The organism is Candidatus Sororendozoicomonas aggregata, assembly GCF_031528575.1.
In the GTDB taxonomy this organism is placed as follows: domain Bacteria; phylum Pseudomonadota; class Gammaproteobacteria; order Pseudomonadales; family Endozoicomonadaceae; genus Endonucleibacter; species Endonucleibacter aggregata.
The window spans coordinates 1-21,908 of sequence record NZ_JAVLSP010000003.1 but is presented as its reverse complement, the minus strand read 5'-3'; the positions used below and the strand labels follow the sequence as shown (position 1 = coordinate 21,908).

Annotated in this window: 22 protein-coding genes and 3 pseudogenes; 14 read left to right on the top strand and 11 right to left on the bottom strand. The window is 46.5% G+C overall.

The features are described from left to right. Nucleotides 1-197 precede the first annotated feature (197 nt). From V4C51_RS00950 to V4C51_RS00940, 3 genes are all read right to left on the bottom strand, one after another. Nucleotides 198-653 carry a hypothetical protein gene (locus V4C51_RS00950; RefSeq protein ID WP_330924248.1) on the bottom strand — a complete coding sequence of 152 codons (456 nt, stop codon included), beginning with the start codon at nucleotides 651-653 and terminating at the stop codon, nucleotides 198-200. Between the two features lie 217 nt (nucleotides 654-870). Continuing rightward, nucleotides 871-1,314, bottom strand: a complete 444-nt coding sequence (locus V4C51_RS00945; protein ID WP_330924247.1) for a hypothetical protein — start codon at nucleotides 1,312-1,314, stop codon at nucleotides 871-873. Nucleotides 1,315-1,679: 365 nt separating this feature from the next. Next, the gene (locus tag V4C51_RS00940; protein ID WP_330924246.1) at nucleotides 1,680-2,402 is read right to left on the bottom strand and encodes a hypothetical protein; all 723 of its coding nucleotides are present in this window, start codon (nucleotides 2,400-2,402) and stop codon (nucleotides 1,680-1,682) included. A gap of 380 nt (nucleotides 2,403-2,782) precedes the next feature. Between V4C51_RS00940 and V4C51_RS00935 the strand changes: the two genes are divergently transcribed. The 6 genes and pseudogenes from V4C51_RS00935 (at nucleotide 2,783) to V4C51_RS00915 (ending at nucleotide 8,774) form a co-directional block, all read left to right on the top strand. Next, the gene (locus tag V4C51_RS00935) at nucleotides 2,783-3,712 is read left to right on the top strand and encodes a C2H2-type zinc finger protein (protein WP_330924245.1); all 930 of its coding nucleotides are present in this window, start codon (nucleotides 2,783-2,785) and stop codon (nucleotides 3,710-3,712) included. A gap of 230 nt (nucleotides 3,713-3,942) precedes the next feature. Then, nucleotides 3,943-4,788: a C2H2-type zinc finger protein gene (locus tag V4C51_RS00930; RefSeq protein WP_330924244.1), complete on the top strand. Its 846-nt coding sequence runs from the start codon at nucleotides 3,943-3,945 to the stop codon at nucleotides 4,786-4,788. A gap of 532 nt (nucleotides 4,789-5,320) precedes the next feature. Further along, nucleotides 5,321-6,139 carry a C2H2-type zinc finger protein gene (locus tag V4C51_RS00925; protein ID WP_420797621.1) on the top strand — a complete coding sequence of 273 codons (819 nt, stop codon included), beginning with the start codon at nucleotides 5,321-5,323 and terminating at the stop codon, nucleotides 6,137-6,139. Between the two features lie 572 nt (nucleotides 6,140-6,711). After that, nucleotides 6,712-7,719 carry an NADH:flavin oxidoreductase gene (locus V4C51_RS00920; protein ID WP_330924242.1) on the top strand — a complete coding sequence of 336 codons (1,008 nt, stop codon included), beginning with the start codon at nucleotides 6,712-6,714 and terminating at the stop codon, nucleotides 7,717-7,719. 236 nt (nucleotides 7,720-7,955) lie between these two features. Next, nucleotides 7,956-8,279: pseudogene (locus tag V4C51_RS17825) on the top strand (C2H2-type zinc finger protein); the annotation flags it as partial. Between the two features lie 60 nt (nucleotides 8,280-8,339). Next, nucleotides 8,340-8,774: a hypothetical protein gene (locus V4C51_RS00915; RefSeq protein ID WP_330924241.1), complete on the top strand. Its 435-nt coding sequence runs from the start codon at nucleotides 8,340-8,342 to the stop codon at nucleotides 8,772-8,774. A 114-nt stretch (nucleotides 8,775-8,888) separates the two neighbouring features. Here V4C51_RS00915 and V4C51_RS00910 read toward each other — a convergent pair whose 3' ends face one another. After that, complete coding sequence (locus tag V4C51_RS00910; RefSeq protein ID WP_330924240.1) at nucleotides 8,889-9,599, bottom strand: hypothetical protein; 711 nt, start codon at nucleotides 9,597-9,599, stop codon at nucleotides 8,889-8,891. Between V4C51_RS00910 and V4C51_RS00905 the strand changes: the two genes are divergently transcribed. Continuing rightward, nucleotides 9,598-9,903, top strand: coding sequence for a hypothetical protein (locus V4C51_RS00905; protein WP_330924239.1), 306 nt, complete (start codon nucleotides 9,598-9,600; stop codon nucleotides 9,901-9,903). The genes V4C51_RS00910 and V4C51_RS00905 overlap by 2 nt on opposite strands. A 72-nt stretch (nucleotides 9,904-9,975) precedes the next feature. On the opposite strand, the gene V4C51_RS00900 is transcribed toward V4C51_RS00905, so the two are convergent. Continuing rightward, nucleotides 9,976-10,698, bottom strand: coding sequence for a hypothetical protein (locus tag V4C51_RS00900; RefSeq protein ID WP_330924238.1), 723 nt, complete (start codon nucleotides 10,696-10,698; stop codon nucleotides 9,976-9,978). Nucleotides 10,699-11,136: 438 nt separating this feature from the next. On the opposite strand from V4C51_RS00900, the pseudogene V4C51_RS17820 reads away from it, so the two are divergent. From V4C51_RS17820 to V4C51_RS00890, 4 genes and pseudogenes are all read left to right on the top strand, one after another. Further along, nucleotides 11,137-11,460 (top strand): annotated as a pseudogene (locus V4C51_RS17820) (C2H2-type zinc finger protein); the annotation flags it as partial. Between the two features lie 66 nt (nucleotides 11,461-11,526). After that, nucleotides 11,527-11,919: a hypothetical protein gene (locus tag V4C51_RS00895; RefSeq protein ID WP_330924237.1), complete on the top strand. Its 393-nt coding sequence runs from the start codon at nucleotides 11,527-11,529 to the stop codon at nucleotides 11,917-11,919. Nucleotides 11,920-12,041: 122 nt separating this feature from the next. Then, nucleotides 12,042-12,371 (top strand): annotated as a pseudogene (locus V4C51_RS17815) (C2H2-type zinc finger protein); the annotation flags it as partial. 60 nt (nucleotides 12,372-12,431) lie between these two features. Next, nucleotides 12,432-12,854: a hypothetical protein gene (locus tag V4C51_RS00890; RefSeq protein ID WP_330924236.1), complete on the top strand. Its 423-nt coding sequence runs from the start codon at nucleotides 12,432-12,434 to the stop codon at nucleotides 12,852-12,854. 20 nt (nucleotides 12,855-12,874) lie between these two features. On the opposite strand, the gene V4C51_RS00885 is transcribed toward V4C51_RS00890, so the two are convergent. After that, nucleotides 12,875-13,636, bottom strand: coding sequence for a hypothetical protein (locus V4C51_RS00885; protein WP_330924235.1), 762 nt, complete (start codon nucleotides 13,634-13,636; stop codon nucleotides 12,875-12,877). Between the two features lie 169 nt (nucleotides 13,637-13,805). Here V4C51_RS00885 and V4C51_RS00880 point away from each other — a divergent pair, with 169 nt between their 5' ends. Further along, nucleotides 13,806-14,690, top strand: a complete 885-nt coding sequence (locus V4C51_RS00880) for an alpha/beta fold hydrolase (RefSeq protein WP_330924234.1) — start codon at nucleotides 13,806-13,808, stop codon at nucleotides 14,688-14,690. Nucleotides 14,691-14,868: 178 nt separating this feature from the next. On the opposite strand, the gene V4C51_RS00875 is transcribed toward V4C51_RS00880, so the two are convergent. From V4C51_RS00875 to V4C51_RS00855, 5 genes are all read right to left on the bottom strand, one after another. Beyond that, nucleotides 14,869-15,489 carry a BamJ family beta-barrel-assembly machinery protein gene (locus V4C51_RS00875; RefSeq protein ID WP_330924233.1) on the bottom strand — a complete coding sequence of 207 codons (621 nt, stop codon included), beginning with the start codon at nucleotides 15,487-15,489 and terminating at the stop codon, nucleotides 14,869-14,871. A 202-nt stretch (nucleotides 15,490-15,691) separates the two neighbouring features. Beyond that, nucleotides 15,692-16,726 (bottom strand): hypothetical protein, encoded by a 1,035-nt coding sequence (locus tag V4C51_RS00870; protein WP_330924232.1) that lies wholly within the window; start codon nucleotides 16,724-16,726, stop codon nucleotides 15,692-15,694. 2 nt (nucleotides 16,727-16,728) lie between these two features. Further along, a complete protein-coding gene (locus tag V4C51_RS00865; RefSeq protein WP_330924231.1) occupies nucleotides 16,729-19,272 on the bottom strand; it encodes a TcfC E-set like domain-containing protein in 2,544 nt (847 codons plus the stop codon). 185 nt (nucleotides 19,273-19,457) lie between these two features. Further along, nucleotides 19,458-20,054, bottom strand: a complete 597-nt coding sequence (locus V4C51_RS00860; RefSeq protein ID WP_330924230.1) for a hypothetical protein — start codon at nucleotides 20,052-20,054, stop codon at nucleotides 19,458-19,460. Between the two features lie 189 nt (nucleotides 20,055-20,243). Further along, nucleotides 20,244-20,843, bottom strand: coding sequence for a hypothetical protein (locus V4C51_RS00855; RefSeq protein WP_330924229.1), 600 nt, complete (start codon nucleotides 20,841-20,843; stop codon nucleotides 20,244-20,246). Between the two features lie 237 nt (nucleotides 20,844-21,080). Between V4C51_RS00855 and V4C51_RS00850 the strand changes: the two genes are divergently transcribed. Together V4C51_RS00850 and trmL are read left to right on the top strand one after the other, a co-directional pair. Further along, nucleotides 21,081-21,263 (top strand): hypothetical protein, encoded by a 183-nt coding sequence (locus V4C51_RS00850; RefSeq protein WP_330924228.1) that lies wholly within the window; start codon nucleotides 21,081-21,083, stop codon nucleotides 21,261-21,263. A 74-nt stretch (nucleotides 21,264-21,337) separates the two neighbouring features. Further along, nucleotides 21,338-21,805, top strand: coding sequence for a tRNA (uridine(34)/cytosine(34)/5-carboxymethylaminomethyluridine(34)-2'-O)-methyltransferase TrmL (gene trmL / locus V4C51_RS00845; protein ID WP_330924227.1), 468 nt, complete (start codon nucleotides 21,338-21,340; stop codon nucleotides 21,803-21,805). Nucleotides 21,806-21,908 lie beyond the last annotated feature (103 nt).

The window sequence follows — 21,908 nt, the reverse complement described above, 5'->3', positions numbered from 1 at the left end:
TTGTAACCGTTAAGACACCTGTTCGGTCAGTAAAAAACACTACTCATTTACTACCACCTACCACCTACCGCATTGACAAGAATAACGCTTGAACCATACCGTATAGTAATGCCTGAATTCAAGGTACAAAGGTAATTGAATTTTAAATGTAATGCGGTAAGTTGTTTCCCATTGATTCGAACTCACGTTGACTTCCATTATCCATTGAATGAAACAGTGACATCTGCAACGCCACATTCATGAGAATGATAAGATGCACCCCGAGTCTGTTTGTAACTAACAGTTAGATGTTTATCTGCAGTATAACTAAAATGTTGTTTCCCACCTTTACAGAGACTATAGTTTTGTTGATTTTTCAGACTAAGAGAGTAACCACCACATTTAAGTACTACAGACATATTAGGGCCATGATAATGATAATTATCCTGACGCCCTAGCCAGATACCTGAATGATGTGCGGCTATTGATTTAGGTGGTTTGCCATACCAACCACCATACCTGGGTTTATCAGGTGCTGTGATTTTGCAATCATAATCAGTATTGTTTTGAAAATTTACTTCTAAATACCCTTCGTCGGTACCAACGGCAAAACCAGAGTTTGTAAGGGATATCATGGAAATGAAGGTCGCGACAGCCAGTAATACTCTGTTCATTCTGGTTACCTCATGGAATAACATTGTAACCGTTAAGACACCTGTTCGGTCAGTAAAAAACACTACTCATTTACTACCACCTACCACCTACCACCTACCGCATTGTCAAGAATAACGCTTGAGCTAAGCCGTATAGTGATGCCTGAATTCAAGGTACAAAGGTAATTTTTAATGCGGTAAGTTGTTTCCCATTGACTCGAACTCACGTTGACTTCCATTATCCATTAAATGAAACAGTGACATCCGCGATACCGCGCTCACCAGAACCATAAGATGCATTCTGAACCTTTTTGTAACTAACAGTTAGATGTTTATCTGCGGTATAACTACAATATTGTTTCCCACCCATAAAGCAAGAAAAGTTTTGTCGATTTCTCAGCCTAAGAGAGTAACGACCACATTTAAGTACTACAACCATATCAGGGCCATAATAACTATCCTGACTCCCTCCCCAACTAGCTGAATGATGTGCGGCTATTGATTTAGGTGGTCCGGCATACCAATCACCATGCTTAGTATCAGAATCTATTACTTTGCAATCATAATTGGTATTGTTATGAAAATTTACTTGCAAATCCTTTTCGTCGGCATCAGCAAAACCAGACTTTGTAAGAAATATCATGGAAATAAAGGTCGCGACAGCCAGGAGTACTCTGTTCATTCTGGTTACCTCATGGAATAACATTGTAACCGTTAGGACATCTGTTCAGGCAGTAAAGAACACTACTCATTAACTACCACCTACCACCTACCGCATTGTCAAGAATAACGCTTGAACCATGCCGTATAGTGATGCCTGAATTCAAGGTAAAAGGTATAAGCCAACATGATTTTACCGCTAAAATATAAGAGCTTCCACACAACTTAGCTATTTTCGCGATACCTAACCATAGACATCTAACTGGAGGCTTTATAATTACCGATATTGTACTTTGTACTGTTATTGATTTCTGCCTAATTTTTAAACATTAATAGCATAAAAAAGTTATATGTAATTCTAATAAAACATTTAAATGTCTATTGACCTTACAAGATAGAACAACGAACCGGGTCCAGAGGACGTTTACTGGCAAGAAATTTTTTATTACTTTCCGGCATTTTTTGCCAAAGCTCCGCATTAGCCTTATGCCATTTGCGACTTATCAGGCCGTAACCGTTACTTAGCTCGACGCCCACCGCTGCCATCGTATCAAGCTTCATACGCCAGAGTTCGGGATAGTGTCGCGCGGGTCCACAGATCCCTAACCAGGGGTCAATAATCACGGCATCCTCATTCCAATCGTTAAAATTATCGGGGAACTGACCCTTTCTGTTCGGTCTCTGGTTCATTACAACAAATGTATGGTCAGCAGGCCAGATGGAGACTTCATGGTAAATCAAAAAATCAGGTTGTTGTGACAGAAAAAAACAAACCAGACTGCTTTTTTCGCCACAGTTACCCGCCTGGCTTTGTGCAACTTCAAAGATGTACTCTTCCTCTTCGAGGAAATAATTTTCTCTACTCTTTCGTGAATTTACGATGATTTTTTCGGCTTTTTTTGAGTCAGGAAGCTCTGGTGTCCAGGGTTTTATGCCACTCAAATGACCGGCTCTCTGGTTACCGCAGCCTAAAGATGTATGGGCATTAGCAAAACGCAGAGCAGCTTGTGCCACACCCAGTTTTTGAGGTTCAGTACTTCCAGTGCATAGTTGGTTAATGGATTGAGATCGGGCGCGTTTTTTGGGCAATGCAGAACGGCGAAAAGGCATGGGAAGCGTTCCCTCTGGTTTATTTGCGTCGGCGACAAACAGGTACGAGAAGCTGTTCTTCAGGCACAATGAGCCTGCCAGTAATGAGAACCAGTCTCCATTGTGTTAACCTCGGTTGTTTCATAATGATTTCGCTTAGTTATAAACATAGTACTGAATATGTCAGTATACTCCTGACTGGCTTGAAAATATGCCAGCCCATCAACCTGAGTTCAGGTTCAATAATCAAGGAGGCAGCTCCAGGGCGGCTTTGCTCGCGGCCCCATGAAAAACTCACCGCCAACCAAAAGCAGAGCATTACAATTATTTATACAACTGTACTACAATCCAGTTAAGTCTACTCACTCGCAACGCGCTTATTGTTAAAAAGTGAGAATTCCGTGACTGATCATGTCTGTAAAACCTGCAAAAGAGTTTTTAAATCGGGGAGTGCTCTGCGTCTCCACAAGACAACCCATTCCAGTGATAGACCTCACAAATGCACGGTTTGTGGGAAAGCTTTTAAACGAAAAGGTACCCTCGTCGATCACGTAAAAATCCATGAGAACATTGCGCATTTAAGCTGTGAGGTGTGTAATAAAACGTTTTTACGAGTGGGTAATCTCAATCGGCACAGGCTAATCCATGCGGGTGTTAAATCTCACAAATGCAACCAGTGCGGGATGGCTTTTACGCAATCGGGCACTCTCAGCAATCATATGTTAACCCATTTGGGTGAGAATAAACCGTATATTTGTACCCTCTGCAATCGAAAGTTTACACGAAGGGCAAACGCCAGGGACCACGTCACAAAGGTGCATTCTATTGTTACAGATGTTTTCGACTATATAAAGAAGGCAGCCATGGAGGTATCCACAGAAACATCCACAGAGACCTCCACACAGAAGCTAGACAATGGTCAGGTTGCCACCTGTACAACCCAAAAAACAGTAATAAGTCGTGATCTTGTTACCTATGTATCTCAAATAGCAACTGAAACCGCTTGCGTCACAGTCATCAGTCAGCAGCATCCTATGGTAACCGTCGCAACGGTCAGTCAGCGGTGTCCCAGGGTAACCGCTTCAGCGGCCGATCAGCCGTACCCTTGGGCAACCGCTTCAGCGATCAGTCACCAGTATCCTTGGATAACCTCTTCAGCAGTCAGTCAAGAACCAGCCCCTCTTGTTACACATTTCCACCAAGAGCCTGATGAGCTTAATACTGATGATTTGTTGGATATGATGGAGGAATACAGCACCGCGACAATAGAGACTACTTTTGGTAGTCTGAATTTCAACCCATTAGATTCATTTAAAGACATACCAATTTAACCCCTTCAAAGGCACGACGTTCAAAGTACAATGGTGAATTGTTTAGACTAACCTTGCAGGGTATGGCATTCCACCTTGCCCCTTTTGGGGCTGGGAAGTTGGCGGTGCCCTGTTTTTTTATTAACGTCCGGCACTTTCTGCCAACCAACGCTTTGCCATTATGAGTTATACTATAAGCCAATTTAATCTACTCACTACCACCGCGCTTATTGCCAGAAAGTGAGGATGCCATGAATGATCATGTCTGTGAACATTGCGATAAAGTGTTTGAAACGAAGTCAGCTCTCAAAAAGCACAAGGTGATCCATTCAGACGATAGACCTTTCGTCTGCGAAATGTGCGGATCGGCTTTTAAATGGCAGCGTGTCCTCGTCGATCATTTGAAAACCCATGCGGATGTTGCAGATTTCAAGTGTACGGTTTGCGATAAAACGTTTAAAACACATACCGGTTTAGCTCATCACAAGAAAATTCATTCAGCTATCAGGCCCCACAAATGCAACAAGTGCGGGAAAGATTTTAAACAATCGTACCACCTCAGCCAGCACATGGTGTCCCATTCGGGTGGTCCTGGAATGTTTAGCTGTAGCATTTGCGGGGGAAGGTTTGGAAGAAAGGACAATGCCCTGAGGCACGTTAAAAAACGGCATCCTGAACGTAATCTTACAAACCCTTCCAGTTATGTAAAGACAATCACAGAGACAACCAGAGAGACGCTAGACAATGGAGAGGTTGTCACCTGTACAACCCAAACAATGGTAATAAGTCCTGGCCTTGCTACCTCCGTATCCTGTATGGCAACTGAAACCGCCAGCGCCAAAATCATCAGTCAAGAGCATTCAAATGTAACCGTTACAACGGTCAGTCAACAAGGGCCCGTGATGAGCGCTTCAACAAGCACTCAAGTCAGCGCATCAGAACCAGGCCCTCTTGTCGCGCATTTCCACCAAGAACCCGATTTTGATACTGATGTTTTGTTGGACATGTTAAATGAATACAGTACCGCGTCAATCCAGACTCGTTTTGGTTGTCTGGATTTTAACCCAAATGATACATTTGACGACATACCGATTTAACCCCCTCAAAGGCACGACGTTCAATGTACAATACTGGCTTATAAGTATACTGGCCTTACAGGATACAACACTTTTTCGAAGGATATTTGCCGGTAACAGATTTTCTATTCGTGTCCGGCATTGTTTGCCAAAGCTTTGCGTTAGCCTTCAGCCATCCGCGACTTATCAGACCAAAGCCGTCACTTAGCTCAACGCCCACCGCTGCCATCGTATCAAGTTTCATACGCCAGAGTTCGGGATAGTGTTGGGCGGGTCCACTTCACACAGGGTTAAATTCTCCAGTATATTCCTGACTGATGTAAAACTACGGCAGTCCATTAATCTGAATAATCTGAATAATCTGAATAATCTGAATAATCTGAATAATCTGAATTTAACGTTAATGATCAAAGGGGCTTTGCTCCCGTGACAATGAAAAACTCCCTGTTAGCCAAAAGCTGAATATTACAATTTTTTGCTGTTATAGCTGTACTATAATCCAATTAATTCTACCCACCAGCAACACACTTATTGCTTAAAAAGTGAGGACGCCATGCCTGATTATATCTGTAAACATTGCAATAAAGCTTTTGGATCAGCGAGACAACTCAGAAGCCACAGGGTAGTCCATTCGGATGCAAAACCTTTCGTCTGCACGATCTGCGAAAAAACGTTTAAAACGAAGGGTAGTCTCAACCAGCATATGAAACTCCATACGGATGCCGTGAATTTCAGCTGCGACCAGTGCGACAAACAATTTAAAACAAAAGGAGGACTCTTCAGGCACAAGCTAATTCATGAGGGTGTTAGAGCTTACAAATGCAACCAGTGCGGGAAGGCTTTTACACAACCCTCCCACCTTAGCAACCATATGGTCATCCATTCGGATGGCTCTAAACCGTTCAGCTGTACCGTTTGCAATAAAGAGTTTGCACGAAAGGTAAGTGTCATAACGCACGCTGCCAGGGAGCATCCTCATATCACAGATTCTTCGAGCTGCGTAAGGAAGACAACCACAAAAACAACCACAAAAACAACTATAGAGCCATTAGACAATGGCGAGGTTGCCACCTGTACAACCCAGACAACGGTAGTAAGTCCTAGTCTTTCTATGGCTGTCTCTCATATAACAACGACAACCGCCAGCGTCAAAGTCGTTAGTCAACGGCTTCCCGGAGTAACCATTGATACGGTCACTCAAGGCGACTCAGACCCTCTTATTACACATGTCGACCAGGTGCTCAGCAGTTCCAATGATTATGGTTTCTGGCAGCAGTTAGCTGAGCTAAAGAACACTACCGCGACAATGCCTACCACTTACGGTGATATGGGTTTTGACCCAACTGATAAATTTGAGGACATACCCATTTAACCCCCTTCAAAGACCCGGCTTTCACGCTACCCTAATCGTTTGAATGGAGACTGGCCCCAGGAGCCTGACCGAGAATAGACCGCGCTACCGCGGTTGCGATAAATTAGTCTGAAAATTCCTGCTTCTTCATCAAATAGCCCCGCTACTCTCCTCAGAAGCAGAAATTTTTATCCTCAATTTCTCGCACTCCTCGCTACGGGCGCTGTTCTCGGACAGGCTCCTAGAAGTAAAATTAACCTTCATTCGGTTATTTGGCTTTGCATTTAGTGATGGGTTAGGCGTGATTGCCTGTATGACTGTCGTTGGCTTTTTAGGCACGCTTGTTGGCAGTAAGCCGCTGAAAAAAATCTCATCTCTTCAGAGAACTTTAAGTTACTTTTAAATGGAATATTAACCATTTTAGGTGTCCGTTTGATCTATGAAGCGATAATGGTTTGGATCTAGGGGTTCTTATCCTTTATTTTATTTCGATTTAACATACTTATTACTTGTGACTTAACGCACTCTATACCGAGAGCAGAACAATCGGCGTATAGTGCGTTTTTGGTTCTATAACTTGAGTTTGTCCTATCATGTTAAATCGTTTTAGCCCACTAACTGTTGCTTATCACATCCTGAAAAATCGTCTTGTTGTTCCACCCATGGCATCACAAAATGCCGATACTCAAGGGTTTGCAACACAAGCATCGATTGATCACTACGCTAATCTCGCACAATCGGGAGCAGGTTTGGTGATGGTGGAATACAGCTTTGTACACAAGTCAGGTCGAAGTGAAACAAATCAGCTTGGCGCTGATCGTGATGAACACATTGAAGGTATGACCAGGATTGCCAATGTAATACATACAGCGGGCGCAAAGGCGGGGTTTCAATTAACCCATTGTGGTGGTAAAGCGCGACTTGATATTTGCCCAGATCTTATGGGGCCGTCGGGAATCACTGTTCCAGCTTATGACCGACTACCGAAGCCAAAAGCCATGTCACTTGATGACATGTTAATGTGGAAAGAGAGCTTTATTGCCGCTGCAAACCGTGTAGCTAAAGCAGGTTTTGATTTTGTTGAATTACACTGCGCTCATGGTTATGGGTTAAATCAAGTTCTATCACCGGTGACTAACCAGCGCACGGATAGTTATGGGGGTTCTTTAGAGAATCGAACACGACTTATTGTCGAAATTATAGAGGCAATTAAAGCGGATACCGATCTTGGTATTATGGTACGTATTCCGGGACAAGACCTTTACCCTGAAGGACTGAGTCAGGAAGATATGACGCAAGTATCTAAGTGGTTAATTGAAGCGGGTGTCAATATCATTGATGTATCGTCAGGGATTGGTGGCTGGAATAGACCGAAAGATCGCCGAGGTGAAGGGTATTTAGTGCCTGAGTCATCGTATCTTAAAAAACAAAATCTAAATATCCCTATCATTGGTGTCGGTGGGATTGAATCTGTTGACTATATGGAAACGGCATTGGCAGAAAATGCGCTTGACCTTATCGCTGTGGGGCGTGCGATTTTGAAAGATCCAAGAGAATTTCAGCGTAGTTTCTTATTGGCTTTTCCTCATCATAGGACATAGGGTTAAATTCTCCAGTATATTCCTGACTGATGTAAAACTACGGCAGTCCATTAATCTAAATAATCTGAATTCAACGTCAATGATCAAGGAGGCTTTGCTCCCTCCCGTGCCAATGAAAAAATCCCAGTTAGCCAAAAGCTGAACATTATGATTTTTTTTTGCTGTTATAGCTGTACTATAATCCAATTAACTCTACGCGCCAGCAACACACTAATTGCTTGAAAAGTGAGGACGCCATGACTGGTTATATCTGTAAACAGTGCAATAAAGTTTTTGGATCATCTTTCCTCCTCCGTCAACACCAGGTAACCCATTCGGATGCAAAACCTTTCGTCTGCACGATCTGCAAAAAAACGTTTAAAACGAAGGGTAGTCTCACCAAACATGTGAAACTCCATACGGATGTTGCAGATTTCAGCTGCGACCAGTGCAAGAAACGATTTAAAACAAATGGAGCACTCGCTAGGCACAAGCTAATTCATGAGGGTGTTAAAGCATACAAATGCAACCAGTGCGGGAAGGCCTTTACACAACCCTCCCATCTCAGCAACCACATGCTAACCCATTCGCGTGGCGCTGAAACGTTCAGCTGTGGAATTTGCAGGCGTGATTTTGGACGAATGGATACTACCAGGAATCACATTAAAAGGGATCATCCTGAAATTACAGATCCTTCGAGCTGGGTAAGGAAGACAACCACAAAAACAACCACAAAAACAACTATAGAGCCATTAGACAATGGCGAGGTTGCCGTCTGTACAAGCCAGACAACGGAAATAAGTCGTGATTTTTTTACCACTGTCTCTCACATAGCCACTGAAACCGCGAGCGTCAAAGTCGTTAGTCAGCAGCTTCCCGGAGTAACCATTGATACGGTCACTCAAGGCGACTCAGACCCTCTTATTACACATGTCGACCAGGTGCTCAGCAGTTCCAATGATTATGGTTTCTGGCAGCAGTTAGCTGAGCTAAAGAACACTACCGCGACAATGCCTACCACTTACGGTGATATGGGTTTTGACCCAACTGATAAATTTGAGGACATACCCATTTAACCCCCTTCAAAGACCCGGTTTTCACAATGACCCGACTTTCACGCTACCCTAATCGTTTGAATGGAGACTGGCCCTACTGAATTTCATGCTCGAAAGCATAAGTCTGACAGGCTCCTACAGGAACCAGCACCAGGATGCAGGCAGCGGAAGTTTGCTGGAAAGGTATTTTTTATTATTTTCCAGCATGTTTTTCCAATATGGGGTATTCGCCTTCACCCATTTGCCTTGTTCATGGGAAGCGCTTCTTAACTCAATGCCCACTGCGGCCATCGTATCAAGTTTCATGTGCCAGAGTTCCGGGTAGTGTCGTGCGGGTCCACAGATACTGATCCAGGGATCAATAATCACGGCATCATCATTCCAATCGTTGAAATTATCGGGGAACAATCCCTCCTCATCAGGTTCCTGACCTATTACCACAAAGCTGTGGCTATTCGGATAGAGGGAAACACGATGGTGAATCGGTGGGTTGGGTTGTTGTGACAGAAAATGACAAACCAGGTTGCTTTTTCCGCCACAGTTACCCGCCTGACATCTCATAACTTCTGAGATATAGTCCTCGAACTTGAAGTTTTTTCTCTTCTCTCGTGATTCACGGATTATATCATCGGCCCTATACGCATCAGGGAGTTCGGGTGTCCAGGGTTTTATGGCACTCAAATGACCGGCTCCGAGATTACCGGAACCCAGAGGTGTATGGGCATTGGCAAAACGCAGAGCGGCTTGCGCGATACTCGGTTGTTGAGGGGGAGCACTGCTGACCTGTTCATGCACGTGTTGGGATTGAACGAGATTCTGAAGAGAAGCGCAACGGTGCAAGGGCATGGAAAGGACTCCTGCTGGTTTTATGCGTCTGCGAGAAACAGGGGCGAAAAGTTATCCCATAACAACTAAAGACGCCGAGGTCAAAGTCGTCAGTCAGCGGCTTCCCGGAGTAACCATTGATGCGGTCACTCAAGACGATTCAGACCCTCTTGTCGCACATACTCACCGAGTAATCAGTGGTCTGAATGATTACGGTTTCTGGAAGCAGTTAGCTGAACGAAGTAACGCTACCGCGACAGATCTGACGCCTTTTGGTGGTATGCATTTCGACCCAAACGCTAAATTTAGCGACATACCGATTTGACCTCTTCCCCCTTCAAAGACACGACGTTCAACGTACAATGGCTGGTTAAATAGTGGGTTATATAGAGGGATCTTACATGGTTTGGCATTCGATCTTGCCACTTTTGGGCCGGGGCGTTCGGCCAGTAACATATTTTTTATTAACGTCTGGCACTTTTTGCCAATAGTCTGAATTAGCCTTCAGCCAGTCGCGACCTTCTGGACCGTAGCCGTTACTTAGCTCGATGCCCACAGCGGCCATTGTGTCAAGCTTCATGCGCCAGAGTTCGGGGTAATGTCGGGCCGGTGCGCAGATCCCGATCCAGGGATCGATAATTACGGCATCATCATTCCAATCATTAAAATTATCGGGGAACAGACCCTGTTTAGTGGGTTTCTGGTTTAGTGCGACAAAGCCATGATCACCAGGGTGGAGGGTAACACGATAGTAAATTGGTGGATCAGGCTGTTGCGACAGAAAATAACAAACCAGCTGGCATCTTTCACCACAATTACCCGCCTGGCCTCTTTGAATTTCTGAGATAAATTCTGAGTTACTTAAGCGGAATGCCTGGTCTCGTAATTGATCGATAACTTCTTCAGCGACTTCTGGATCAGGTAGCTGGGGTGTCCAGGGTTTCATCGCACTCAAATGACCGACTCTCTGATTACTGGAACCTAAAGGTGTATGGGCATTGGCAAAACGCAGAGCGGCTTCCCCGATACCCGGTTGTTGAGGGGCCGCGCTACTGACTTGTTCGTGAACGTAGTGGGGTTGAATGAGATTTTGGAGAGAAGTGAAACGGTGCAAGGGCATGGGAGGGGTTCTCTATGGTTTTTCGCATCGGCAGGAAACAGGTGTAAGAGGGGATCTCCAGACATAATCAACCTGTCAGGGAAAATAAATATATCCGGTCATGGCAAGGTAAAAATTCATGATTTTATAATATAGCGCTCAACTTTCCAGAACATTCTGGCTGTTTTAAGACCAGGCAGTCTATTAACCTGAATTCAACCGTTGAACGTCGCTTTCCCCATAAGGGATAAGGCTCCCGGCAAATTAAATCGGTCAACGGCTGAATTCAGCTTCAATGATCAAGGAGGCCGTCGCGCGGCGGCTTTCCTCCGGTGCCAATAAAAAACTCACAGCCAACCAAAAGCAGAGAGTTACAGCTCTTTGCCGTTATGGTTGTACTATAATCCAATTAATCCCACTCACTAACAATGCGCTTATTGCTTAAAAAGTGAGGATGCCATGCCTGATCATACCTGTGAAGATTGCCAAAAAGTTTTTGAAACCAAGGGAGCTCTTGATCAGCACAAAGTAGTCCATTCGACTGACAGACCGTTCGTCTGCGAAATCTGCGGGAAAGCTTTTAAGGTGAAAGGTGCTCTCACCAAACACTTAGGAGTGCATAAGAATGTTGCGGCTTTTGCCTGTGACCAATGCGGTAAATGGTTTAAAATAAAGGGGAACCTAATAAGGCACAGGCTAATCCATTCGGGTATTAAATCCCACAAATGCGACCAGTGCGGGAAGGCTTTTATACAATGGAGCGATCTCAACAGACACATGTTAGTCCATTCGGATGGCCCTAAACCGTTCAGCTGTAGCGTTTGCAATAAACAGTTTACACGAAGTACAGTGACCTTGAAGCACGTTAGAAAGGCGCATCCTGATATTACAGATGCTGCCAGTCACGTAAGGAAGACGATCACACAGACAACCACACAGACAACCAGAGAGACACTAGACGATGGCCGGGTTGCCACCTGTACAACCCAGACAATGCAAATAAGTCGTTATCTTTCTACCTCTGTATCTTATATAGAAACTCAAACCGCCAGCGTCAGAGCCATCAGTCAGGAGCATCCTATGGTAACCGTTTCGACGTTCACTCAGCAAAGTCCCAGGGTAAGCGCTTCAGCAGGCACTGAAGAAAGAACACCAGAAGTTCTTGTTGATGTTGATCATATCCACCGGGTGCTCGATGATCCAGGGGATCAAGATTTCTGGAAGGAGCTGTTAGATGAATAAAATACAACGGTGGATTATCTATAGCTAACCAAAAGCAGAGAGTTACAGCTCTTTGCCGTTATACTACAATTGAATTAAATCCACTCACTAGCACCGCGCTTATTGCTAAAAGTGAGAATGCCGTGACTGATTATACCTGTGAACAGTGCAATAAAGCTTTTAAAACGAGCGGCTCTCTCCGTCGGCACAAGAAGGTGATCCATTCGGATGCAAGACCTTTCATCTGCACTGTCTGTGGGAAAACGTTTAAACTACAGGAATATCTCTCCCGTCACATGCAATCCCATTCCAATGCTGCAGATTTCAACTGTGACCTCTGCAATATATCGTTTAAACGAAAGGGCAATCTCAAACAACACAAGCAAACGATCCATTCGGATGTTAAATCGCACATATGCAAGGAATGCGGGAAGGCTTTTAAACGACCGGACTATCTCAGCCGTCACATGCTAACCCATTCGCGGGGTGCTGAAACGTTCAGCTGTGGAATTTGCGGGCATGATATTGGACGAATGGATAGTACCAGGAGGCACATTAGAAGGTATCATCCTGAAATTACAGATCCTTCCAGCTACATAGAGACAACCAGAGAGAAGCTGGACAATGGTCAGGTTGCCACCTGTACAACCCAGACAACGGTAGTAAGTCCTGGTCTTGCTATCGCTGTCTCTCATATAACAACGCCAACCACCAGTGTCACAGTCACCAGTCAGGAGCATCCCATGGTAACCGTTTCGACATTTACTCAGCAAAGTCCCAGGGTAGCCGGTCAAGAACCAGCGCCTCTTGTCGCGCATTTCCACCAGGAACCCGATGAGCTTAATACTGATGCTTTGTTGGACCTGTCAGTTGAATACAGTACCGCATCAATCCAGACTCGTTTTGGTTGTTTGGATTTCAACCCGTTAGATCCATTTGACGACATACCGACTTAACCCCGTCAAAGGCACGACCTTCACAGAATACAACATTTGGGCGTAGGCAAAGGGCATTTGTTGGCGACATATTTTCTATTCCTGTCTGGCATTGTTTGCCAAAGTTCCGCGTTAGCCTTCAGCCAATTGCGTTTAATCAGACCATAACCGTTACTTAGCTCGACGCCCACCTCTGCCATCCCATCAAGCTTCATACGCCAGAGTTCAGGATAGTGTCGGGCAGGTCCACAGATACCGACCCAGGGATCAATAATTACGGCATCATCATTCCAGTCGTTAAAATTATCCGGGAACAGACCCTCTTTGCTCGGCCTTTGGTTTATTACCACAAATGTATGATCCGCAGGCCAAAGGGAGACACGGTAGTAAATCGGTCGGTTGGGTTGTTGTGACAGAAAAAAACAAACCAGAGCGCTTTTTTCGCCACAGTTACCCGCCTGACTTTTTGCAATTTCAACGACACGCTCTTGGAAGAAGTAATTTTTTCGCTTCTTTCGTGATTTCAGGATGATTTTTTCGGCTTTTTTTGAGTCAGGGAGGTCTGGCGTCCAAGGGTGTATGGCATCCAAATGACCGACTCCCTGATTACTGCAGCCTAAAGGTGTATGGGCATTAGCAAAACGCAAAGCAGCGTGCGCCATGCTCAGCTTGTGAGAACCAGTACTGACACTGCCCGGTTCGCAAATGGCTGCTTTTTGGGGGGACTGAAAAGGCATGGGAAGGGTTCTCTCTCTGGTGTTAGCACCTGCGAGAAGAGGCGCAAGAAGCTGTACTTCAGACATGATGAGTTTATCAGGCAGGAGAAATGCTCGGAATTATGAAACTATGAAAGCCTATCGCCGTTTTTACCTCGCGTCTTCCATTCCATTGGTAGCAAATTGCTCAGCTGTGATGGCCCTGTGACTATTTACGTCGTACTATTTGAGAACAGAAAATAGTACAGGGTGGCGTATGTCTTTTGCGACAGTGAACGGTATAAGAATTGCTTATGAAGAGTACGGAGATAAAGGGGCACCAGCTGTTTTGATGATCCAGGGGTTGGGCATGCCTTTAACAGGCTGGCCTCCATCCTGGCGCCAGTATATGGCCAAGGCAGGCTTTCGGGTCATTTGCCCGGACAATCGTGATGCTGGCAAGTCTGACTGTTTTGACCAGTTCGGTGTGCCAGCCATGTTGGATATTTTAAAATGCTCCTTGTTTAACGCACGGATTCGATCAGCCTACAAGCTTAAAGATATGGCGACAGATGCTGTGGGCGTTCTGGATCATTTGGGCGTGGAGAAAGCCCATGTGATTGGTGTGTCTATGGGGGGGATGATAGCCCAGCGTATTGCTATTCATTATCCTGAGCGTATGCTAAGTCTGACGCCTATTATGACCATGACCGGTGATCGGCAGATGCCTCATCCGTCTCTCAAGGTAAAGTGGAGACTGATTTCCCAGCCGAGCCATGGTGACCGCCAGTCCATGATGAAGCATTCCGAAAAACTATGGCGAACCATTGGTAGTCCAGATTACCCGGCATCTGATGAAGACTTAAAAGCATATATTAATAGCTTATTGGATCGTGGTACGCACCCCAAAGGTGCTGCACGTCAGCTAGCGGCTATTTTATCAGAAAACGACAGGAGTCCATTATTGAAAAAGCTGAATGTGCCAACGTTAGTTATTCATGGTGAAGCTGACCCTTTAGTGCCTGTGAGTTGTGGCAAGCAGTTGGCAGAAAAAATTCCCGGAGCAAAACTGCATATTGAGCCAGGGATGGGGCATGACTTTCCGGTGCTGCTAGAAGAAAAGATGTTAAGGTTGATTACCGAGCACCTGAAAGCTTCATGACTGGTTTTTTATGTTGGCTTTTTATGTTGGCTTTTTATGTTGGCTTTTTATGTTGGCTTTTTATGTTGCTCCATACCTTTCCCTGGCGTGGAAAACAGTCTTGAAAGCCTTCCTGCTAATAGGGGTCAGTGGTAAGGAGGTTTAACAAGCCTTTTCCCTTGACCCTTGACCCTTGCTCCTAGGCGACAATATCCAGCAGCTCCACCTCAAATACCAACGTAGCGTAAGGCCCGATAGCACCACCGGCACCACGCTCACCGTAGGCTAACTGGTAAGGCACATGCAGACGCCACTTTGAGCCGGTATTCATCATTTGCAGGGCTTCGGTCCAGCCAGAAATAACGCCGTTAACGGGGAACTCGGCAGGCTGACCACGCTCAACAGAGCTGTCGAATACCGTACCGTCAATCAGTGTACCGTGGTAGTGTGTTTTTACAGTGGAGCTAGCCGTTGGCTTGGGGCCAGAGCCTTCAACCAGCACTTCAAACTGCAGGCCGGACGTTGTTACCTGCACGCCGTCACGCTTGGCGTTTTCAGCCAGATAAGCCTCACCGTCGGCTGCCATCACTTTGGCTTTTTCTGCCTGTTGCGCCTGCATACGCTTTTGCATTTGCTCAAAAGCAGATTGCAGGTCAGCAGGGGCAACGGCACTGGCAGCACCGTTAAGGGAATCAGCCAGACCGGCTAATACGGCATCGATGGACAACCCGTCAACAGGGTTGCTGGCCAACTGATCGCCCATCTGGCGCCCAATACCGTAGCTTACGCGAGATTCTACTGTCGTGTAATTTTCTGACATGCGTTTTCCCCTTTCAGATAAAACGGCGTATTTTATCATACCCGCGCGGCTTAGCTATAACCCTGAATTCAGCAGTTGATCGCCTTTAATGTGCCGGAAGCCTTATTTCTCACGGGAAAACGGCATTCACTTTCTGGATTTCAGGCCGACATTGTCTTAAGTCCGACAGGCTCCTGGGCTAAAAATCGCAGTGAAAGTAAAGTCACGTCGCCTGCACCAGCACTGTGACAGTATCCATATAGGCGCCATCGGTCGTATTATCAGCCTGAGCCTTATTCACTTTTACCCGCACCGCTGCGTTATTTGCCGTATGGCTGTCGCAGTTGAGACTGTCACTGCCATTGGTATTATTCGGTACAATAAAAAAGCTTGAATGTTCCGTAGCGCTATTGAGGTTAGCTATGCTGTCAGCAAATTGCACGATATACGGCAAGCGGTCGCCACTGCTGCTTTCCAGTTCGAATTTTTCGCCATTGCCACCCATAAAGCCAATCCGATAGTTATGCGGGGCGCGGCTGACGTAAACGCAGAAGTCCATCTGGTTCTGATAGTAACCATCAATGCCGGAGTTATCGCCAGCGATGGACATATCTTTCAGGCCGCTGACTTTGACATTTGCGGGGTAGTTTATTTGAATCGACATACATTGATCGTCATAAGGGTCTTCAAAAAAAGTGGTGTTGGAGTTTTCTTCCCCATGGACACAAAAATCGAGGGTTTTCCCGGCATTGAACAAGTCCCTTAACCCCTGAGGCTTTAAATTCACCTCGAAAGTAGCTGTGAGATATTGGGCAGGCCCACTGCCAGGCTTCAAGCCTGAGCCTTGCCCATGGGTCCAGCCCTTAGAATTTATGGGAGCCTGTGGTGGTGTCCCCATGGACGGCCTGACTTTGATAGAACTCCATTGAAACGATTTCTCAAGCTCTGTATAGGTTAAACGAACCGGGTCATAGACGCCGTTGTCTGAAAGCCCTAAGCGGTAATTGGCAAAAGGGTTACTGCCTGTCCATGTGTCACCTTCAAAGGGTCTGTAGCGCACAGTAAAAGTGTAAGGTATCAGGTCATTGCTTTCAGAGATTTCAATGGCATTAACAGAAAACCCCCCAAACTCAAACTTTCCCAATGCCATGGGGCTACTCATTAGCAGTGCGAAGGCAGCCCCGGCCCGGAGCAGGGTTATTACCTGTTCCCGTACTCCTGCGTGTGAACAGGAAAGCCTGTGAAGTAAACGTAGCATTATTATCCCCCTGCCGTACTGGCCAGTTTCATCTCACCCTGATCATCAGCGATATCCATCTCAGGGGCAGGAGCGGCGCAGTATTGCCCTGACATCTCTATGGTACCCATGCGTAATATGTTTCCTTCCTGGGTGTCAGGCACTGGCAGTGAACAGACCTGACCATTTTGTAATTCGACGTCAATAACCTTTTTATCTGCCCGTAACTCTAACTGGAATAAACCAACATCGTCACTGTCCGCCGGGTATAACCCACCGGTAATTTTGGCGAAAGTCAACGGCTGACCATGCATCATTAAACGCCCAAATAGAAGCTGCAAGGCAACGGCATCGTAATCAAGGGAGACCACATTGCCAGGGTACAGGGTGATAGAGCGCTCACGCTCATCAAAGTCGTACATAGCCTCACCAGCAGGAGACACACTCACGGTATACTGTTCATAAGGCGGCAAAGGCACCAGCGAAGGACGGCCAACCACGGCATAGCCCTGGCGTTGACCATTGATATTGACATCAAATACATCACCGTCGGTTCCATTGACATTAACCATTAAAGCGCTTTCAGCACTTTGCTCACCACCGAGGGCAATCTGCTTGCCGTTAGTCATAAAACTGCTGCGCAAGCTGGCCGAGTAGCTGGTAGTGTCGTTATCCCCTTGCACATGATTCACGGCCATATCAGCCCGCCCCCAGGTATTGCCTATTTCTAAACGTGCGTCGTACAGTTCGTCACCGGTACCCGCTTCGACACCAAACCCAGCGCGTACGGTGCTGTCGAAAATATCGTTATCATCCCAGGTTGCCTGTAACCGTGTTCTTTCGTTGCGCGTATTATTATTATCAGTCCACTGTCTTTCAGCTTTCGGATTAACTCTGTAAGACCAGTGATCATCCCGCAGACGGAAGGTCAGCCCCAGTAAGGCAATCTTGTTGTCGTCTGACTGGCTGTAACTGGCATCAAGGTCAATATCAATATCTGCTACCCGGTACAGATTAGTGCGGTAACCGACGGTATGGGTGCGGGTTGCCTTTTCATCGCCGGTTTTATTTTCACTGAACCGGTAGCTGGCATTGCCTGTATACACGGGTGTAGTGACCGAGTAGCTGCTCTGGCGGAATGATTCACCGAGCAAGGCGGGTAAGTCTTCTTCTACCAGAGCGACATCATAATCATCGTTCCACAGCTGCCGATGGCTGGCATTGAATGCCACATCACCGAAGGTGTAACGGCCAATCACATTAAAGCCATAGGCACCACCACTGCCCACCATGATCGATGGAGTAAGCTCATAGCGGTAACCCAGATGAAAGAGTCCCATTTCGCCCAGGGTGTTTCTGGTATTCATGGCAGCGCTGAACGTTCCCGCCAAGGTTTCAGTAATACGACGGCTGACTCCGGCGCGGGCCAGCACCTGGTCTGTCATCTCTGGCAGCACATCATCACCAGAGCGACTCATTACTTTGCCGGTTTCTAAAAAGTAACGCCACTCACCTTCGGGGGGCAGATCAAACTGTTTGGCAAAGAAGCGGATTTCTGTGTTCTGTGGGTTGCCCTGCTCATCAAACGTTTTAATTTCAATGTCGTAAGCACCAGAAGGAAATGCCGACGTATCCAGTTGCTGACTGCCGGCCTCTAAAAAGTAGGAAGCAATCAACCGGTTATCTTTGCGAACTTCAACACGGCCACGGGTAGTGAGAAACACGTCCAGAGGCATACCGCCGGAAAAGTTGGTGTCGGTCCGAGTATTATCGGAGCTGCCAAGGCGGACGCCGGCTAAAATCTGGTCTGAGGTAAAACTCAGGCCAAACCCTTCACTGCTGACCATACCCGCGCGGTAGCTGACGCCTTCAAATTCACGCTGGCCGTAGAAAGAACTCATAGAAAAGTGTTGGTTTCTGGAATAGTCCCAGTTGGAGCGCAGGCTGGTTTCCCCCTTAGCCACCATGGTATTGCCATAAATGCTGTAATCATCGTTGTCGGCATTGTCCACATCACTGCGTGTGCCGGAAAAGGCAGCAGAAAAGTTTTGCATAAACGACAAGTCTTTTGCGTCTGAGGCTGGAAGGTATTTGCTGACATTGGCTTCACGGGTCAATAAGAAGCGGCGGTTGACAAATACATCAACCCGAAAGCGGCTTTCATCAAAAATAACACCGGCAATGGGCGGTTCCATGATACCGCAGTCGGACTGGCCGGGCTGATAGCACACCTGATCGCTATTGGCTTCGATCTTGCCCGTCAGCCCTTCAGTGACAAGTACTCTGTCGCTTACATCACCAATCTGTCGGATAATCAGGGCCGGGTCTGAAAGCCGAATGGTCTGTGGCGTAAAAGTGGCCAGCTGTGAGCCAAGATAACGGCCCCCGTAGTATATATCCACCAGTGACCGTTGGGGTTTGGATAATTCTTCAAAGCCTGGTGGTACGTCCGATTTTGCCAGAAAAACAGGTTGGCCTGTTGTGTTATCAAAAGGTAAACCATGCGCCTGCATAGCAACACAGGCTGCCAACCCCGTTAAGACAAAGCGCTTCCTTGTTGTTATCATTTTTTCTCCCCTACGACAGACGCTTCGTACCCGGATACAATCAGCACCAACGGTCAGAAAATCATGAGTCCAGCGCGCCCTTCCATGGTGAGTCGCAAAAAATAAAGGCAGGTGACAAGGCTTGTCCCTGCCTTTTTGATTATGTATAGAGTGATTCTTTCAGACGGCCAAGCCGCCATTACTGGTTAAATAGGACGTACGGTAATCGTTACTGTATCGGTGTAAGCACCATCGCTGGGCGCAGGGCCAGTTACCTGTGGGACGGTAACCGTCAAACGTGTGGTTTGATTTGCAGCGGCACAAACGTTATTGCCATCATTGGCAGTAACCTGTTGTGTCTCGTAGCGGGAATAACCCTGTGCCCCTGAATCCAGCTCTGAAGCAGCATCATTACCCCAGGTATCGAGCACAGTGTCTGGTGAGCTAAGATCAGCCAGCGCTACCCGGTAGGGTAAAGGGTCTGACTCGCCACCTACTAGTGCCAGCGTGAAGTCACCGTTGGCGCTGGCTACATCATACAACACTTCATTCGTGTTATTGCTGAAGGAACAAAAATCGTAGCTTTGCGTTAAAGCACCGGCAGTAACATCCTCATCATCGCCATCGAAACTGACATCCTGTAGACCCCAGATGCGGACTTCAGCGCCCTGGTTATAGGTCACGTCGAACTCTCCCTCGCTGGTAGAGCCGACTGTGCCCTGAGTAGCGGCCATAGCCCCGGTCGTCACAGCGCAAACAGCGACAGCCAAAGCAACTTTTTGAACGTCCTGAAGCAATTTCATTGTTTTTCCCCTGATAGTCGTCGTATAAACGACGAATTTTTATTCGTTATTAGATGCTATACGTACTTCATTGTTTTTATTACGTATATGTCGAGCATTCTAACAGTTCGGGAAGGTTTGTAAATTATTTTACAGGTATATTTACATAGTTTTTATAAAGTTAATGTTGATAGTGGTAATGAGTATCTGTTATTCAGCGGTTACAGTAAGGGTAAGTTCGTCCCTATAGCCCCCAACGTTTTTCTGCTCAAAGTCAACATTGTTTGCCAGGCTGAGGCGTAACCGCATATTGGCCGTGGCATCGCTACAGGCAGGCACATCTGTTTCCCGGGCATTGGCGGCGGCAAAATCCGGTGTGGGTGTCCCGGCCCTCAGAGCACCGTTGCCAATCAAGCTGCCATTACTGAGGATTTCTATCTGGTATTCAATCCCCTGTGGATCAGCGGGTGATACACTGGCTGGGGCTGACGAATGTGCCAGCATAAACAGCCCGCTGACATTGCCGCGTTGACTCTCCGCAACCAGTCGAACCGCCCGGGTGTTATGGAAAATACAAAATCCCTGCTGTTGCTCCTGAAAACCAAAGGATGCGTTAAAATCGCCAAAGTCTACATTGGTCAATGCTGAAGGAAAGCCTATCCGGGCGAGGGGGAGGACTTGCAGGCCAACAGCAAAATCACCGGAAGATGAACCGGAAGTTGGCTCGGGAGGGTTATTGGCAGCCAGAACCACCGAAGGGGTAAGCACGATCAAAGCGAAAACTGCCCATCGGTCAAACTGAATCATCATGGTGATATACCCGTTCTTTTTTGTTGTTATGCGCCTGAAAACAACCCCCGGAGCCTGTCGGGCTTATGCTTTCGAGCATAAAATTCTGGCCGCGCTTTCTCGCGCTTTCTCGCGCTTTCTGGATTTTAGGCCGAAATTGTCTTAAGTCCGACAGGCTCCTCGGGCGTTCCTAAGGTTATCAATCTGAACGGTGAAAATAAAATAAACAACGGTGATCGCAAACCAAAAAACTGATCTATGCTGAAAAGAGGTAGTTGTTACATTGAAAATTTATACCCCCCAGAGGCTTTGATTGAGATGAACCTGTCGCCTGAAAAGGATAACCGCATCGAGACACCTGACTGCCAGTCCCACTGTAATGGTAATTTGTTAGCGTTGGCTCTCATTATTTTGTTTATTACCGGTCTTGCCCAAGCCTGATCACGGACAAAAAACTGTCTCCTTTTTGAACCCTGTTATAATGTCTGGCCTTTGAGGTCAGGTTTTTGTCAATTATGCTGGATATCGTCCTTTATCAACCAGAGATTCCCCCGAACACGGGTAACATTATCCGCTTGTGTGCCAATACTGGCTTTATGCTGCATTTAATCAAGCCCCTGGGATTTGAACTTGACGATCAGCGGTTAAAACGCGCCGGGCTCGACTACCATGAGTACGCTGACTTGAACATTCATGACAGTTTTGACGATTATATGGCCTGTGCCCAGCCAAAGAAAGTGTATGCCCTTAGCACTAAAGGTCACCAGTGCTATTCAAAGGCAGCTTTTGAAAAAGGGGATACGCTGATGTTCGGGCCGGAAACCCGTGGCCTGCCTGCTAACTTGCGTAACGCCCTGCCAGATGAGCAGGTGTTGAAGCTGCCCATGCTGGCAGATAGTCGTAGCCTCAACCTCTCCAATGCCGTTGCCATTATGGTTTACGAGGCATGGCGACAGATCGGGTTTGAGGGAATTATGGAATGATAGCGCCAGGAGCCTGTCGGGCTTAAGCTTTCGAGCATGAAATTCAGTAGAGCGAGTCAGATTTTTCGATGGATTTGTGCGAATAGTTGACCTATTTAAGCAA